Origin of the sequence: Curtobacterium guangdongense (assembly GCF_049341845.1) — a bacterium.
GTDB classification, from domain to species: Bacteria; Actinomycetota; Actinomycetes; order Actinomycetales; family Microbacteriaceae; genus Curtobacterium; species Curtobacterium guangdongense.
The window spans coordinates 1-15,812 of record NZ_JBMPIT010000004.1 but is presented as its reverse complement, the minus strand read 5'-3'; the positions used below and the strand labels follow the sequence as shown (position 1 = coordinate 15,812).

The window sequence follows — 15,812 nt, the reverse complement described above, 5'->3', positions numbered from 1 at the left end:
GGCGTTCAGCCGAGGGGACGCCCGTCGGCCCAGACCCGCTGCACCTCGAACGACGGCGACAGCGCCAGGAGGTCCGCTGCGAACCCCGGCGCGAGACGGCCCAGCCGGTCGCCGAACCCGAGCGCCGCGGCCGGCACGCTCGTCAGCGCCGCGACGGCAGCGGGGAGCGGCTGTCCGGCGAGGGTGACGGCGTTCCGCAGCGCGACGTCCTGCGTGAGCGTCGACCCCGCGATGGTCTCCGTCCCGGCGACCTGAGCGACACCGTTCGTCACGGTCACGTCGAGGGAGCCCAGCGTGTAAGAACCGTCCGCAGCGCCGGCGGCACCCATCGCATCCGTGATGAGTGCGACCCGCCCCGGGGCCGCGCGGAACAGGGTCTCCGCGACGACGGGGTGCACGTGGACGCCGTCGAGGATGAGCTCGAGGGTCACGCGGTCGTCGGCGACGGCGGCCCCGATCGGACCGGGAGCCCGGTGGTGCAGGCCCGGCATCGCGTTGAAGGCGTGGGTGAGCACCGTCGCGCCGGCGTCGAACGCGGCGCGTGCCTGGTCGAGGGTGCCGACGGTGTGGCCCACGGCGACGACGACGCCCGCGGACACGAAGGCGCGGACGGCGTCGAGTGCGTGCGGCAGCTCGGGGGCGATCGTCACCTGCCGGATGACACCGTCGCCGGCGGACAGCAGCTCGTCGACGGCAGCGGGCGTCGGGTCGATCAGGAAGTGCTCGTTGTGGGCGCCCTTGTTGTGCGGGGAGAGGAACGGTCCCTCCAGGTGCACACCGAGCACGAGCGGGTCGGCGTCCATCACGGTGCGGATCCGCTCGAGCGACGACGCGAGTGCGGGGACCGGGTTCGCGACGAGCGACAGGACCGATCGGGTCGTGCCGTGTGATCGGTGCATCGCGAGCGAGGGTTCGAACGCGTCGTCCTCGTACGCGACCGTCGCCCCACCGTGCCCGTGCAGGTCGATGAACCCCGGGGTCAGGATCGCGTCGCCGAGTTCGACGACCTCGTCCGCGGCAGGTGCTTCGGGACCGGAGCCGACCGCGTGGACGGTGTCACCGGTGATGACGACCCAGCCGTCGGTGGTGGACCCGGACACGTCGACGACGTGCCGGGCGCGGACCAGGGTGCGCCGAGCCTCCAGGCCGGACGCGCCGGACGCGCCGGACGCGCCGGACGCGCCGGACGCACCGAGCCTGCCGGACGCACCGAACGCGCCGGAACCGCCGCTCACCGCGTCTCCCGCCGGAACGTGACGATTCCGGAGACCGCAGCCACCACGATGAAGACCAGGCCGACGACCGGGTGCCCGATCGAGATCCAGCAGCCACCGGCCGCGACGATCAGTGCCACCTCGACGATGGTCTTGCCGACCGCGTCCGTCTCGATCGGGGACCTCGGCGACCGGAAGAAGTACCAGACCACGATCGCGAAGACGGGCGCGCCGATCATGAAGAGGATCCCGGGCATCGGGAACGGCCACGCGATGTAGCCCCAGTACGCCAGCGAGAGCAGACCGAAGGTGCACACCACGACCCGCAGGGCCTTCCAGGGGTCGAACTCGCGTCGGGGCTTGCCGATCGCGGACGGGTCCGGAGTGTCGCCCCAGTCCATCGGGGAGCGTGGTGCATTGCTCATCGGAGTGTCCCCACTGTCACACTCGGGGCCATGGGGGAGCGTGGTGCGTTGCTCATGGTGCCTACTTGAAGATGATCGTGCGGGCGCCGTCGAGCAGGACTCGGTCCTCCGCGATCCAGCGCACCGCCTGGGTGAGGGTCCTGGACTCCTCGTCCTGGCCGATCGACACCAGCTCGGACGGGTCCTTCGTGTGGTCGACGCGGACGACGTTCTGCTCGATGATCGGCCCCTCGTCGAGGTCGCTCGTGACGAAGTGCGCCGTCGCACCGATCAGCTTCACGCCGCGAGCGTGCGCCTGCCGGTACGGGTTCGCCCCCTTGAAGCCGGGGAGGAACGAGTGGTGGATGTTGACGGCGCGGCCCTTGAGCGCGGCGCAGAGCTCCGGCGACAGGATCTGCATGTAGCGCGCGAGGACGACGAGCTCGATGTCGTGTTCCTCCACCGCCTCGAGGATGCGGCGTTCCATCGCTTCCTTGCTGGACGCGTCGGTGACCGGACGGTGCTCGAACGGGACGGAGTAGAACGCCGCGAGCTCGGACAGGTCCGCGTGGTTCGACAGCACCAGCGGCACGTCGATCGGGAGCTGGCCGCCGCGCTGCCGGTAGAGCAGGTCGTTCATGCAGTGCCCGGCCTTCGACACCAGGACGAGCGTGCGCATCGGCCGGCCGACGACGTCGAGCTGGACGCGCATGCCGTAGCGCTCGACCACGGGCGCGAGCGCCTGCTCGAAGGTCGCGCGGTCGACGGGCGCCATCACCTGCAGGCGCATGAAGAACGTGTTCGTGTCGTGGCTGGAGAACTGCTGCGACTCGGTGATGTTGCCCTGCGCCTGCACGACGGCCCCGGAGACGGCGTGCACGATCCCGGGCTGGTCGTCGCAGACCAGCGTGAGGGTCCAGTGCGTGGGGGTGCTCGCGGGCGTCGGGTCGGTCACGGGTTCAGGGTACCGGGGCGGGAGGCACGAGTCGGCCCGCGCCCCGCGCCATCGAGGGAACAGAAATGGTCGGGTGCCGAGGGTCCACTCGACCATTTCTGTTCCCTCGATGCGCGGCGGCGTAGCGCGGCGCGCTCAGCGCGCCGGGCGCTCAGCGCGCCGCGCGGGACACCAGCGCCCGGTCGGAGACCGTCAGCGCGGTGAGCAGGACCGCGATCCCCACGATGACCCACCCGAGGACGTGCAGGTCCGCCGTGGTCGGACCCTCGCCGAACACCCCGCCGATGAGCGACGACGCGGCGATCGCCCCGATGTAGACGCTCGTGCGTGAGAGCCCGGCAGCGGTGCCGATCGACTCCGGCGGGACGATCTTGTACAGCGCCGCCTGGTTCGAGACCGACGCGAGTGCCTGGGGGATGCCGAACAGCGCGGGCGCCAGGGCGAGCAGCACGATGGGCGAACCGGTGTGCAGCCCGAGCAGCAGCAGCCCCCCGACGATCGGCACGACCGCGGCGACGACGAGCGGCCCGCGGACGGCGGTCTTCCGGGCGACGAGGAACGACACGATCCCGGCGACGATCGCCGCGGGGAGCTGGATGTACCCGGCCTGGTCGCTCGAGTACCCCGCGACGTCCTGCACCCACTGCGAGAACCCGTACGTCATCGTGTACGCGAGCATGTAGACGAGGAACAGCCGGACGTAGGTGCGGGACAGCGCCCCGTTCCGCGCGAGCATCCGCACGTCGATGAACGGCTTCGCCGCCCGGAGCTCCCAGACGATCAGCGCCGCCAACAGCACGATCGCGACGCCGAGCAGCCACCAGAGCCCTGCCGAGATGTCGAGCAGGAACACCAGGAGCGCCGACACCGTCCCCGTCATGAGCACCATGCCGAACGGGTCGAGCGCCGTCAGCACGGGGACATCGGCGTCGTAGCGGGGTCGGAGCCGGTCGGACGGCAGCCAGAGCCCGGCGACGACGAGGCCGAACGCCGCCAGCGGGACGTTCACGAGGAAGATCGCGTGCCACCCGAACGCCGCGATGAGTGCACCACCGAGGGGCGGACCCGCCGCGGCGGAGACCAGGGAGGTGATCGAGAGCGCACCGAGGACGAGCGGCGGGGTCGGCATGCCGATCCGGGCGGAGTGCTGCCGGAGCGTGGTGAGCGCCGCCGGGTACGCCGACGAGGTCCCGATGCCGATGAGCACCCGAGCGAACACCGCGCCGCCGAAGCCCGTCAGCACCTCGGGCACGACGCCCGCGATCCCGACGACGACGAGTCCGGCCATGAAGACCTTCTTCGGCCCGAACCGGTCCGCGAGCTTCCCCATCGTCGGCTGGGCGATCGCGCTCGCCAGGTACAGCGCCGCGACGAGCCAGATCGCCTGCGAGGCGCCGATCCCGAGGTCGCGGGAGATCGGCGCGAGGGCGACGGAGACCATCGTCGTGTTGATGGGGTTGAGCAGCGGTCCGACGAGGATCGGGACGAGGAGCTTCGGCCCGAAGCCGGAACCCGTCGGATCGCTCGTCGAGGTGACCGGGGTGGGTGCGGTTGCGGTGGACGTGGTGGGGTGCCTTTTCGACGTGGTCGGGCAGGTGCGGCCTGGAGGCTCGGCGTGCGTCGGGGACGCCCGTCACGCCGGGCAGGCGGTCACCGCTCGACGAGGGTTCCGAGGATGGTGAGGGACCGCGCGACGGTCGCGCGGTCGTCGGGGTCGAGCGCGGCGAGGCGCTCGGCGAGCAGACGGGTGCGGGAACGCTGGGAGTCCCTGCGGGCAGCGTGCCCGGCGTCGGTCGCGCTGACGATCGTGCGACGGCCGTCGGTCGGGTCCGGCATGCGCTCGACGAGCCCGAGGTCCTCGAGCGCCTGGACCGTCGCGCCCATGGACTGCGGGCGGACTCCTTCGGCTCGGGCGAGTGCCGCGGTCGTGGATGCGCCGTCGCGGACGAGCCGTCCGAGCGCTGCCGACTGCGACGCGGTGACGTCGTCGGCCTTCCCGGCGAGGAGGGTCCGGCGGATCCGGCCGTGCATGGCGAGGATCTCGTCAGCCAGGTCGGTCTCGGTCTCCAGACGGCTGTTCACGGCACCGACGGTACGCTTCGCAAGGCGAACTTGCAAGTTTGCCTTCCGGTTTCGACTCAGGTGTCGAAGACGATCCGGCGCTTCGTGACGTCGAACCCGGCGCGCTCGAACGCCCGGCGCATCGGGGTGTTCGCCGCATCGGTGGTGCCGACCACCCGGTCCTCCCCGGCGTCGGCGTGGACGCGGAGTCCTTCGCCGAGCAAGGCGTCGACGACCCCGCGACCCCGGTGCTGCGGCAGGACGCCGATGGAGCTGATCGCGGCGTCGTAGGCCGTCCTGGTGGCGAGCACGAACCCGACCGTGAGACCGTCCGTGTCGACCGCGATCCGCCAGTCCTCGCGCCGGCCGGGCAACGACCGGTAGAAGTCGAGGTCGTCGGCGGCGGTGCCCCTGGCGCCGAGCCGTTCGACGGTGGCGACGGTGTGCGCGTCGAGCGACCCGACCGTGACCCGGGCGAACAGGTCCGTGAACTCGGCGTCGTCGCCCTCGCGGAAGCGGAACGAACCGGTGTCCGGCACCCCGGCCGACGGCGTCCAGGCGAAGCTGACGCGCTCGGTCGTCCGGACCAGGCCAGCCGACTGCGCTGCCTTCGCTCGCCACGCGACCGCGGCGACGGCGGACGGGTCGTCGTGCCAGTCGACGGCGACGTCGACGATCCACTCCGGGAGCGTCCCGAACGCCTGCGCGCCCGCACGGATCAGACCCGTGGCGATCGCCACGCGGTCGCCGTGCTCCGACGCGGACACGATCACGTCGTCGAGCGTGCTCGGTGTCGCGGCATCGGCACCGCCCCACCAGATCGCCCGCCCCACCGGACGACCGTCGCGCTCCGCGAGGAACGACCACTCCGGGCGGAGGTTCCGCGCCGCCGACTCCTGCCGGTACTTCTCCGCAACGGTCCACGCGACCGGTTCCGACGTCGAGAAGGCGAGCAGGGCCTCCCGGTCGGATCCCGTGGACGCGCGGAAGGTGAGCGTCACCGTTGGTCTGTCATCGCTGGTCTGTCATCGTCGTGACCAGGTGCTCCTGGACGTACCCGAGCCAGTCGTAGACGTCGCGGAGGCCGACGGCGGCGGTCGACGTGCGCGTCGCGTCCTCCGTCGCCTGGTCCACGATCCCCAGCCGGTCCGCGATTGTCAGCCGCAGGTCGGTCAGGCACCGGAGCCAGGACTGCTCGTCGGACGCGGTGAGCGCGCCGTCCTTTGCGCCGGTGAGCCAGTCGTGGACGACCTGCGCGTTCGCGGACTTCGCCGAGCGGAGATCGCTCTGCGTATACCGCCGGAACTCGGCGCTCGCCGCCCGATCGCCCGGGTAGGCGTCCGGGAACATCCGGAGCGTCACCGGATCGGAGTCCATGTCGCCGTCGAGGATCTGCCGGAGCTGCTCGGTGAGGCTCATCAGCACGTCGCGCTCGCCGGAGGCCAGGCCGAGGTGGATGCCGTCCCCGCGACGGACGAACGGGATCACGCTTCGGGTGCCCGGTCGACGGTTGCCTGGAGTCCGTAGCCGTGCATCGCCTCGACGTGCCGCTCCATCTCCTCGCGGTGGCCGGTCGCCACGATCGCCCGTCCCTCGGAGTCGACCTGGTGCATCAGCCGCTCGGCCTTGGCCGCCGGGAACCCGAAGTAGCTCTGGAAGACGTAGGTGACGTACGACATCAGGTTGACCGGGTCGTCCCAGACCACGGTGACCCACGGCACGTCGGCGCGCGTGCTCGTGGCTTCGTCGACGTCCGGCGACAGCATGGTCATGTCTCCAGGGTGACACAGGCTGGGCGGCTCGGTACGATCGTCACGTCGCGACTGGCGTTGGATGGGTCACCATCGGGAAGCGACACCTGACACGGTGCGCTGCCGTACGCCTGGGCAGCGCGCACCGACCGTCCGAGCACGACCGCATGGTCGTCCGCACACCGTAGGAGTCCCGTGTCCATCACCGATCTGCCCGCTGCGTCCGTCAGCTCCACCTTCAACGCCCCCCTCGCCGAGGTCGATCCCGAGATCGCCGCGGTCCTGCAGAACGAGCTCGGCCGCCAGCGCGACACCCTCGAGATGATCGCGTCCGAGAACTTCGTCCCGCGCGCCGTCCTCGAGTCGCAGGGCTCCGTCCTGACGAACAAGTACGCCGAGGGCTACCCGGGCAAGCGCTACTACGGTGGCTGCGAGTTCGTCGACGTCGCCGAGCAGCTCGCCATCGACCGGGCGAAGGCCCTGTTCGGTGCCGCCTACGCGAACGTGCAGCCGCACTCCGGCGCAAGCGCGAACGCCGCGGTCCTGCACGCCATCGCCTCGGCCGGCGACACGATCCTCGGCCTCGAGCTCGCCCACGGCGGCCACCTGACCCACGGCATGAAGCTCAACTTCTCCGGCCGCATCTACAACGCCGTGTCCTACGGCGTCGACCCGGAGACGTTCGAGGTCGACTACGACGACATCCGCGCGAAGGCGATCGAGCACCAGCCGAAGGTCCTCATCGCGGGCTGGTCGGCGTACCCGCGGCAGCTCGACTTCGCGAAGTTCCGCGAGATCGCGGACGAGGTCGGCGCGACGCTCTGGGTGGACATGGCGCACTTCGCCGGGCTCGTCGCCGCGGGCCTCCACCCGTCGCCGCTGCCGCACGCCCACGTCGTGTCGTCGACGGTGCACAAGACGCTCGCCGGTCCGCGCTCCGGCATCATCCTGTCCAACGAGGAGTCGCTCTTCAAGAAGCTGAACTCCGCGGTGTTCCCGGGACAGCAGGGCGGCCCGCTCATGCACGTGATCGCCGCCAAGGCGACCGCGTTCCTGCTCGCCGGCCAGCCGGAGTTCAAGGACCGCCAGGAGCGCACGCTCCGCGGTGCGAAGCTGCTCGCGGACCGGCTCACCCAGTCCGACGCCAAGGCCGCCGGCATCGACGTCCTGACCGGCGGCACCGACGTGCACCTGGTGCTCGTCGACCTGCGCGAGTCCGAGGTCGACGGCAAGCAGGCCGAAGACCTGCTGCACGAGGTCGGCATCACCGTGAACCGCAACTCCGTGCCGTTCGACCCGCGTCCGCCGATGGTCACCTCCGGTGTCCGCATCGGCACCTCGGCGCTCGCGACGCGCGGCTTCGGTGACGCCGAGTTCACCGAGGTCGCGGACATCATCGCGCTGACGCTCATGCCGAACCCGGACGTCGAGGCGCTGTCCGCGCGGGTGAAGGCGCTGACCGACGCGTTCCCGCTCTACGCGTGAGCGGCGCCGTGGCCGACCTGCCCCGGGCGCTCTGGGCGGGTGAGGGCAGTGCCGTCCGCATCGACGGAACCGCCCTCGCCGCCCGGACGCTCGACGACCTGAAGGTCCGGATCGACCGGCTGCACGACCACGGGTTCCGGCCAGGGCTCGGCACGATCATGGTCGGCGAGAACCCGGGCTCGGTGTCCTACGTGGCCGGGAAGCACAAGGACTCGGCGCGAATCGGGCTCGACTCGGTCCGCATCGACCTCCCGGAGACCGCGAGCGCTGCGGACATCCGGGCGGCGATCCTGCAGATGAACGACGACCCCCGGGTCACCGCGTTCATCGTGCAGCTCCCGCTGCCGCAGGGCATCGACCCGATCCCGATGCTCGAGCTGATGAACCCGGCGAAGGACGCCGACGGCCTGCACCCGACCAACCTCGGGGAGCTCGTGCTCGCCGTCCCCGGTGGTGCCGGCACGATCGACGCGCCGCTGCCGTGCACCCCGCGCGGCATCGTCGCCATGCTCGAGGCCTACGGCGTCGCGATCCGCGGGCAGCACGTCACGATCATCGGGCAGGGGCTGACGGTCGGCCGGCCGCTGGGCTTGCTGCTCACCCGGCTCGAGGCCACCGCCACCCTGACGCACTCCCTGACCGAGGACGTCGCCGCGGAGTGCCGTCGCGCCGACATCATCGTCGCGGCCGCCGGTGTCGCCGGGCTCGTGCAGCCGGAATGGGTCAAGCCGGGCGCGGCCGTGATCGACGTCGGCATCAGTCGTGTCGTCGACGAGTCGACCGGCAAGGCGAAGCTGCGCGGCGACGTCGACCCCGCGGTCGCAGCGGTCGCCGGGTTCCTCTCCCCGACGCCGGGTGGCGTCGGACCGATGACCCGCGCGATGCTGATGAAGAACGTGGTCGAGGCCGCGGAGCGCCACCTGAAGTAGGCGCCGCGGATCCTTCCCCCGAAAGCGACAGTTTCCCGCCGGACTGCGGTCGGAAACTGTCGCTTTCGCGGTGTCGCGTGCGTGCTAGCGTCGCGCCCATGGGGGAGCAACTGGTCACCGCGCCGGTCATGGCCGTCGAGGGACATCGATTCCGGATCCGCGGATGGATGGTCGCGGCGGTTGCCGTCACCGCCGTGTTCGTGTTCCGCGCCGTCTCGGTCTGGAGCGTCAGCGCGGACTACGGCGGCGTCGACGCAGACGGGCACTGGATCGATGCGCAGGGCGCCGTCGTGCCGAGCGCCCCACCATCGGTGTCGGTGGTCGGACACGCGCCGCCGCTCGTCCTCGTGCTCATCGTGCTCGCCGGTGTCGTCGGTGTGACGCTCCCGGCGACGCTCGCCCGGTACGGCCGGGACCGCGCCGGGCGGATCGTCCGGGTCGTGGCGCTCGTCGCGATCCCGGTGCTCGTCGTCGTCGGCGTGGGGGTCTACTCGTTCTGGCAGTCCGACGTCGTGCTGGACCAGGTCCAGCGCCAGGCGCTGCCGATCACGTCCTTCCCGTGGGGCGGCGCGACCGTCGACGTGGGACACATGACCCGCTGACGAGCGGGGCGGGGCGGCGCCTCGCCGCGCCGCGCAGTGTCGCTCAGGCGTCTCGGCGCGCGCCCTGGTCCGCGTGCACGGTGAACACCGAGGGCTCCCGGTACCCCGCTTGGGCGAACGCAGCCGTCACCGCGGCGCCGATCGCCTCGCGCTGTGCGGCATCGACGAGCGCGATCGCGGCACCCCCGAACCCACCGCCGGTCATGCGCGCCCCGACGGCGCCGTTCGCCATCGCGGTGGACACCGCGAGGTCGAGCTCCGGGACCGAGATCTCGAAGTCGTCGCGCATCGACGCGTGCGATGCGACGAGCAGGTCACCGATCGCCCGCGGGCCGTGCTCGCGGAGCGTACGGACGGTGTCGAGGACGCGCTGGTCCTCGGTCACGACGTGGCGCACACGGCGGAAGGTCTCGTCGTCCAACAGGTCGGCGGCACGCGGCAGGTCGTCGACGGTCACGTCACGGAGTGCCTCGACGCCGAGCGCCTGAGCACCCCGTTCGCAGGACTCCCGACGGGCCTTGTACCCACCGGTCGCGTGAGCGTGCTCGACACGGGTGTCGATCACCAGCACTTCGAGCCCGTTCGCCGACAGGGCCATGTCCACCACGGCGGTGTCGAGCGTGCGGCAGTCGAGGAACACGACGGCGTCGCGCTCGCCCAGGAGCGACGCGGACTGGTCCATGATCCCGGTCGGTGCGCCGACGGCGTGGTTCTCCGAGTACTGCCCGACGCGTGCGAGCCGCTTGCGGTCGAGGCCGAGCTCCCACAGGTCGTTGAACGCCAGCGCGACGCCGCACTCGATCGCGGCGCTCGACGACAGGCCGGCACCCACGGGGACGTCGGACTCGATGAAGACGTCGAACCCGGTCTTGTCCGACAGGTCCGCGCCCTGCTCCTGCAGTGCCCATGCGATGCCGAGCACGTACGCCGACCAACCGGCCATCGCGTCCGGTTCGAGGTCGTCGAGTGCGAGCGAGACGACGGACTCCGGGTCGAATGCCGAGGCGACACGCAGCACCCGGTCCGTCCGCGGAGCGATGGACGCCGTCGTGCGACGGTCGATCGCGAACGGCAGGACGTAGCCCTCGTTGTAGTCGGTGTGCTCACCGATCAGGTTGACCCGCCCCGGGGCGGAGTACCGCACCGTCGGCTCGTACCCGAACACCTGCTGGAACGTCATGCTCGTTCGATCCCTCCTCGGATGAACTCGGCCTGCTGTTCGGGGACGACATCCCCGATCCAGGCGCCCATGGCGGCTTCGCTGCCGGCCAGGAACTTCAGCTTCGTCTCCGCCCGACGCGGCGACGTGATCTGCAGCATCAGCCGCACGGTGTCACGAGCGGTGTGCACCGGTGCCTGGTGCCACGCGGCGATGTACGGCGTCGGGTCGCCGTAGAGCTGGTCCATCCCGCGGGTCAGCCGCAGGTGCATGTGCGCGAGCTCGTCCTTCTCGGCATCGGTCAGGCCGGCGAAGTCGGGGACGTGGCGATGCGGGAGCATGTGGATCTCGAGTGGCCAGCGAGCGGCGAACGGCACGAAGGCGGTGAAGTGCTCACCGGCGAGGACGACCCGGTCGGAGTCGCGCTCGTTCGCGAGGTGCTGCTCGAACAGGTCCGGACCGAAGCGCTCGATCGAGTCGAGGAGTCGCTGCGTGCGCGGCGTCACGTACGGGTAGGCGTAGATCTGCCCGTGCGGGTGGTGGAGCGTGACGCCGATCGCTTCGCCCCGGTTCTCGAACGGGAAGACCTGCTGGATGCCGGGCATCGCGGAGAGCGCGGCGGTGCGGTCCGCCCAGGCTTCCACCACGGTGCGGGCCCGCGACTCGGAGATGGACGCGAACGAGCCGGCGGTCTCGGGGGAGAAGCACACGACCTCGCACCGACCGACCGACCGGAACGTCCGGTTCAGGCCGACCTCGGTCAGCGAGTCCAGCGAGCCCGGAGCGTCGTCGGCCTGGAGTGCCGGGCCGAACGAGGGCGACCGGTTCTCGAACACCGCGACGTCGTACACGCTCGGGATCTCCGACGGGTTCGCCGCGGACTGGGGCGCGAGGGGGTCCTGGTCGGCCGGGGGTAGGAACACGCGGTTCTGCCGGCTGCTGGCGATGGAGACCCACTCGCCCGTGAGCACGTCTTGGCGCATCTGCGCGGTGGCCGGACGCGGGTCGAGGGTCCGCTCGTCGATGCGACGCTCGGCGGGCAGCGTCGTGTCCGCATCGTCGAAGTAGATGAGGTCGCGGCCGTCCGCGAGCTTCGTCGCGCGCTTGGTGATCACCGGACGAGCCTACTCGATGAACGAAGGATTGCGAAAGTGATCGGAAGCAGACGAAACTAGCGGTGTGAGCGACGACGACCTCTTCCTCGCCGGCGCGATGCCGGCGCCGCTGCGGCAGGAGCGCATCGTCGCCATCGTCGACGGCGCACCCGGCATGGTGCGCACGACGGCGCTCGCCGCGGCACTCGGCACGAGCGAGGTGACGGTCCGCCAGGACCTCGCGATCCTCGACCGGGAGGCTCGGCTCAAGCGGGTGCACGGCGGCGCGCTCCGCCTCGGGGCCGGTTCCGGCGAGCGGCCGTTCGAAGAGACCGCCGTCGAGCACCAGGTCGCGAAGGCTGCCATCGGCCGCGCCGCGGCCGCGCTCGTGCGGTCCGGCCAGTGCGTCGTGCTCGACGTCGGCACCACCCCGGCCGCCGTGGCCGAGGCGTTGGTCGCGCGCGAGGACCTCGTCGACGTCACCGTCGTCACGAACTCGCTGACGACCGCGCTCGCGCTCGAACGCGCCGTCCCCCGGTTCACGGTCATCGTCACCGGTGGGACGCTCCGGCCGCTCCAGCACTCGCTCGTCGCACCCTTCAACAACACCCTGCTGCCGATGATCGCCGCCGACGTGGTGTTCCTCGGTGGGACGGGCGTGGACGTCGAGCACGGGCTGACGAACGTGAACCTGCCCGAGACCGAGGCGAAGCGCATGCTCGCCACCCACGCCGGGCGTACGGTCGTGGTGGCGGACGGCTCGAAGTTCGGGCGCGCCCACGTCGGGGTCGTCAGCGGCCTCGAGGACATCGACGTCGTCGTGACCGCGGAAGCGCCACCGGAGCTCGTCGAGCAGGTGCGCGCCGCCGGGGTCGAGGTCGTCGTCGCCGACGGCGGACAGACGGACGGCACCGCATCGGGAAGGAACCACAGCGCATGACCGCAGCACCCACCGGGGGCCAGTACCACCTCCGTCACGCCGGCCCGGACGGGGTCGTCGAGGCGGTCGTCACCGAGGTCGCAGCCGGTATCCGCGAACTCCGGGTCGCCGGGTTCGACCTGACCGAGCCCTTCCCCGCGTCCGAGGCACCTGCCGGTGCGAACGGCATCGTGCTCGTGCCGTGGCCGAACCGCGTCGCCGGCGGGAAGTGGGAGTTGGACGGCAAGGCCCAGCAGCTCGACGTCTCCGAGCCGAAGTACGGCAACGCCTCGCACGGGCTGCTCCGGTTCTCGCCGTACCGCCTGGTGTCGCAGACGGAGACCAGCCTCCTGCAGGAAGCGACGATCCACCCGCAGCACGGCTGGCCGTTCACGCTCGAGACGCGGGTGCACCACGAACTCGTCGACGACGGCATCCGCGTCACCCACGAGATCACGAACCGTTCCGGCGTGCGTGCCCCGTTCGCCGTCGGGGCGCATCCGTACCTGCGCGCCGGCGACACCCCCGCGGAGGACCTCGTCATCACGCTCGACGCCGCGACGGCGTTCACCGTCGACGACAAGCGCATCCCGAACGGCACCGAGCCCGTGGCGGGGACCGGTGTCGATCTCCGCGCCGGTCGTCGTGCGGGCGACTCGGACCTCGACACCGCGTACACCGACGTGACGCCGGATGCCGAGGGGGTCCGCCGCACGACCATGCACGGGCCGGAGGGCGACGGCGTCCAGCTCTGGCAGGACGAGTCGTTCCCCTACGTGCAGGTGTTCACGTCGCGGGAGTTCCCGCGGGGTGACGGCAAGGGGCTGGCCGTCGCGGTCGAGCCGATGACCGCGCCCGCCGACGCCCTCAACTCCGGCGAGGGGCTCCGATGGCTGGAACCCGACGAGACCTGGACCGGTTCCTGGGGCATCCGTCGCGTCTGGTCCTAGACCAGCGAGCCGGAGCCGAGCGCGAGCTGCTCAGCCGCGGCGCATCCGCAGGGCTTCGACCGCGAGCGACTCGGAGGCGTAGCGCCCGATCTCGTGCGCCCACGCGGGGTCGTCACCGCGGAGGGCGATGAACTGCTTGCGCTGCCGGCAGACGTAGCCGAGCACGCTGGAGGCGGTCGCGACCTCGACGAAGTCCTTGCGGATGTGTCGGGTGCTGACCTGGGCGTTCCGCCGGAGCGTGTCCAGCAGGAGCTGGTCGCTCATCGTGGTGTTGGTCGCTGCTGCGAGCTCGACGATGCGGCGCGCGTCCCCGCTGGTGCTGGACTGCGTGGCGTCGATGTGCTCGATCACGGTGTACCCCGTTCGTTCTGCTTCAGGTGGTGCGTTCGATCCACGAGGAGTGGATGCGGGAACGACACTATCGGCGACACCCCAACAGACCGCTGAACGAGGCCTGAACTGTGCAGTGGGAACGCCATGAGCTCGCTGGGGACGGCTTGTACCCCAATCGTTGACCCTCCTTCTGGGGGTCGCCAGATCGGTCTACGGCTTGGAATCCTCACAGGGTCGCCAGGAGGGTGACATGTGAGGGGGACCCATTGAAGAAGTTCATCGCGATCTCGACGAGCGTCGTCTTGGCCGCAGGACTGGCGGTAGCGATCGGCGCGCCGGCCCAAGCGGCAACAGGCGACATGATCGTTCCGACGAGCGGCAAGGTGACCGGTCAAGTGGCGCCGAAGCACTGCGACGGGAGCGGAACGTCTGCACACACCGGAATCGACATCGCGGCCTCGGCCGGTTCGTCGATCGTCGCCGGAGCTGCCGGCACCGTCCGGAACGTCGTCAACTCGTCTGAGCCGACCGGCTTCGGTACCTATGTGACGGTCGATCACGAAGCCGGTTACCAGACGCTGTACGGCCACATGTCCGTCAACAGCCCAAAGGTCTCGATCGGCCAATCCGTGGCCAAGGGGCAGGTGCTCGGATCGGTCGGCAACACCGGTCAGTCGCGGGGTAATCACCTCCACTGGGAGGTCAGGATCGACGGGGTCACGCAGTCCGGGTTGAACGGCTACTTCACGTGTGGCGCTGTGGTCACCCAAGGCACGCCCGTTCCGTGGTCCTTCCCGGGCTTCCCGTCGACCGTCGTGCAATCGCACGTGGCCGTGCGTGCGAACACCGGCACGATGTGGACCTGGCGAGGCGAGGCGGGGAGCGAGGGATTCGCGGCGAACTCAGGACAAGCCGTGCAGGCGGGCACGTCGCCCGCGATCGACTCCACCGGCACCGACTCAGGTGCCGCGTTCACCTCCCCCGGCGGATCGCTCGTCACGTGGCGCGGGAAGGCGGGCACCGCCGGAACGGCCGCTCCCGCAGGGACCGGAGTGCGGACGGGTACCAGCCCCGCCATCGTCGCGCTGGGGGCGGGTGAGTACGCCGTGGCGTTCCAAGCGAACACCGGTGAACTGTGGACGTGGCGCGGCACACCCGGCACGGTGGGCTTCGCAGCCGCTACGGGGTACGGCATGAAGGACGGGACGAGTCCGTCGATCACCGCCGTCGGCTCGGGTGTCGCAGTCGCGTTCCAGGCCAACACGGGGAGCCTGCACACCTGGTACGGAGCGCCCGCGACGGCTGGGACTGCGGCGAGTGCCGGTGTCGGAATGCGTGCGGGGACCAGTCCATCGATCACGCGTGTGAACGGGTCGACTGTCGCCGTCGCCGCACAGGCCAACACCGGGAAGCTCTGGGTGTGGAGTGGTACCCCCCGTACCGCGGGGCTGGCTGTTCAGACATCCGTCGGAATGAAGACGACCACGAATCCCGCGATCACCCTCGTCGGAACGCAGCTCGCGGTCGCGGCGCAGGCGAACACCGGGCAGCTCTGGACGTGGCGCGGATCACCCGGAGAGTCGGGGTTCGCGCACTCCGCGGGTGTCGGTGTGAAGGACGGCACGAGCCCTGCGGTCGAGACGGTCGGAAGCGAGATCGCCGTCGCTGTCCAGGCCAACACCGGGTCGCTCTGGACTTGGAGCGGGGCGCCGGGGACGGACGGCTTCGCTCATTCCGGTGGTGTCGGGATGACCACGAACCCGAGCATCGGATGACCTCGGCGATCGTCAGGAATGCCGGGCCTGGAACAGTGGCCCCCTTGGGGCTCGAACCCACGACCCTCGGATGAAAAGCGGGTGGGCGGTGCCAGTGGGCCCCGTGGGGCTCGAACCCACGACCCTCGGATGAAAAGCGGGTGGGCGGTGCCAGTGGGCCCCGTGGGGCTCGAACCCACGA

Annotated in this window: 17 protein-coding genes and 1 riboswitch; of the genes, 6 read left to right on the top strand and 11 right to left on the bottom strand. The window is 70.9% G+C overall.

The window, feature by feature from the left end; translation table 11 throughout:
* Positions 1-5: 5 nt before the first annotated feature.
* The 8 genes from nagA to clpS form a co-directional block, all read right to left on the bottom strand.
* A complete protein-coding gene (nagA, locus tag ACO0E1_RS06645; RefSeq protein WP_422873781.1) occupies positions 6-1,145 on the bottom strand; it encodes an N-acetylglucosamine-6-phosphate deacetylase in 1,140 nt (379 codons plus the stop codon).
* A gap of 86 nt (positions 1,146-1,231) precedes the next feature.
* The gene (locus ACO0E1_RS06640; protein WP_422873481.1) at positions 1,232-1,639 is read right to left on the bottom strand and encodes a YrdB family protein; all 408 of its coding nucleotides are present in this window, start codon (positions 1,637-1,639) and stop codon (positions 1,232-1,234) included.
* Positions 1,640-1,700: 61 nt separating this feature from the next.
* Positions 1,701-2,573, bottom strand: a complete 873-nt coding sequence (gene purU, locus ACO0E1_RS06635; protein WP_422873480.1) for a formyltetrahydrofolate deformylase — start codon at positions 2,571-2,573, stop codon at positions 1,701-1,703.
* A 151-nt stretch (positions 2,574-2,724) separates the two neighbouring features.
* Positions 2,725-4,038, bottom strand: coding sequence for an MFS transporter (locus ACO0E1_RS06630; RefSeq protein ID WP_422873780.1), 1,314 nt, complete (start codon positions 4,036-4,038; stop codon positions 2,725-2,727).
* Positions 4,039-4,223: 185 nt separating this feature from the next.
* A complete protein-coding gene (locus ACO0E1_RS06625; RefSeq protein WP_422873479.1) occupies positions 4,224-4,655 on the bottom strand; it encodes a MarR family winged helix-turn-helix transcriptional regulator in 432 nt (143 codons plus the stop codon).
* 56 nt (positions 4,656-4,711) lie between these two features.
* Positions 4,712-5,635, bottom strand: a complete 924-nt coding sequence (locus tag ACO0E1_RS06620) for a GNAT family N-acetyltransferase (protein WP_422873478.1) — start codon at positions 5,633-5,635, stop codon at positions 4,712-4,714.
* Positions 5,636-5,645: 10 nt separating this feature from the next.
* On the bottom strand, positions 5,646-6,122 hold the full coding sequence (locus ACO0E1_RS06615) for a DUF2017 domain-containing protein (RefSeq protein WP_422873477.1): 477 nt from the start codon (positions 6,120-6,122) through the stop codon (positions 5,646-5,648).
* Positions 6,119-6,406: an ATP-dependent Clp protease adapter ClpS gene (gene clpS / locus ACO0E1_RS06610; RefSeq protein WP_420365601.1), complete on the bottom strand. Its 288-nt coding sequence runs from the start codon at positions 6,404-6,406 to the stop codon at positions 6,119-6,121. The genes ACO0E1_RS06615 and clpS overlap by 4 nt, the downstream gene beginning before the upstream one ends.
* 37 nt (positions 6,407-6,443) lie before the next feature.
* Positions 6,444-6,529: riboswitch (ZMP/ZTP riboswitch) on the top strand.
* 57 nt (positions 6,530-6,586) lie between these two features.
* Between clpS and glyA the strand changes: the two genes are divergently transcribed.
* From glyA to ACO0E1_RS06595, 3 genes are all read left to right on the top strand, one after another.
* Positions 6,587-7,870 carry a serine hydroxymethyltransferase gene (glyA, locus tag ACO0E1_RS06605; protein WP_422873779.1) on the top strand — a complete coding sequence of 428 codons (1,284 nt, stop codon included), beginning with the start codon at positions 6,587-6,589 and terminating at the stop codon, positions 7,868-7,870.
* A complete protein-coding gene (locus ACO0E1_RS06600) occupies positions 7,867-8,799 on the top strand; it encodes a tetrahydrofolate dehydrogenase/cyclohydrolase catalytic domain-containing protein (RefSeq protein WP_422873476.1) in 933 nt (310 codons plus the stop codon). The genes glyA and ACO0E1_RS06600 overlap by 4 nt, the downstream gene beginning before the upstream one ends.
* Positions 8,800-8,897: 98 nt before the next feature.
* Positions 8,898-9,401: a hypothetical protein gene (locus ACO0E1_RS06595; protein WP_422873475.1), complete on the top strand. Its 504-nt coding sequence runs from the start codon at positions 8,898-8,900 to the stop codon at positions 9,399-9,401.
* Between the two features lie 43 nt (positions 9,402-9,444).
* Here the strand turns inward: ACO0E1_RS06595 and galK are convergent, their stop codons facing one another.
* Positions 9,445-10,581, bottom strand: coding sequence for a galactokinase (galK, locus tag ACO0E1_RS06590; protein WP_422873474.1), 1,137 nt, complete (start codon positions 10,579-10,581; stop codon positions 9,445-9,447).
* A complete protein-coding gene (gene galT / locus ACO0E1_RS06585; protein ID WP_422873473.1) occupies positions 10,578-11,675 on the bottom strand; it encodes a galactose-1-phosphate uridylyltransferase in 1,098 nt (365 codons plus the stop codon). Before galT ends, galK begins: the two co-directional genes overlap by 4 nt.
* Before the next feature lie 64 nt (positions 11,676-11,739).
* Between galT and ACO0E1_RS06580 the strand changes: the two genes are divergently transcribed.
* Positions 11,740-12,594, top strand: coding sequence for a DeoR/GlpR family DNA-binding transcription regulator (locus ACO0E1_RS06580; RefSeq protein ID WP_422873472.1), 855 nt, complete (start codon positions 11,740-11,742; stop codon positions 12,592-12,594).
* A complete protein-coding gene (locus ACO0E1_RS06575) occupies positions 12,591-13,523 on the top strand; it encodes an aldose 1-epimerase family protein (RefSeq protein WP_422873471.1) in 933 nt (310 codons plus the stop codon). Before ACO0E1_RS06580 ends, ACO0E1_RS06575 begins: the two co-directional genes overlap by 4 nt.
* Before the next feature lie 30 nt (positions 13,524-13,553).
* Here the strand turns inward: ACO0E1_RS06575 and ACO0E1_RS06570 are convergent, their stop codons facing one another.
* Positions 13,554-13,874 (bottom strand): hypothetical protein, encoded by a 321-nt coding sequence (locus tag ACO0E1_RS06570; RefSeq protein WP_422873470.1) that lies wholly within the window; start codon positions 13,872-13,874, stop codon positions 13,554-13,556.
* A gap of 248 nt (positions 13,875-14,122) precedes the next feature.
* On the opposite strand from ACO0E1_RS06570, the gene ACO0E1_RS06565 reads away from it, so the two are divergent.
* Entirely contained in the window at positions 14,123-15,631 is a 1,509-nt protein-coding gene (locus ACO0E1_RS06565) for a M23 family metallopeptidase (protein ID WP_422873469.1), read from the top strand.
* The last annotated feature ends 181 nt before the right edge of the window (positions 15,632-15,812 follow it).

Coding starts and splice junctions, on each gene's coding strand:
- galK (WP_422873474.1), bottom strand. CDS start 10,581: ATGACGTTCCAGCAGGTGTTCGGGTACGAGCCGACGGTGCGGTACTCC.
- ACO0E1_RS06595 (WP_422873475.1), top strand. CDS start 8,898: ATGGGGGAGCAACTGGTCACCGCGCCGGTCATGGCCGTCGAGGGACAT.
- clpS (WP_420365601.1), bottom strand. CDS start 6,406: ATGACCATGCTGTCGCCGGACGTCGACGAAGCCACGAGCACGCGCGCC.
- ACO0E1_RS06640 (WP_422873481.1), bottom strand. CDS start 1,639: ATGAGCAATGCACCACGCTCCCCGATGGACTGGGGCGACACTCCGGAC.
- ACO0E1_RS06575 (WP_422873471.1), top strand. CDS start 12,591: ATGACCGCAGCACCCACCGGGGGCCAGTACCACCTCCGTCACGCCGGC.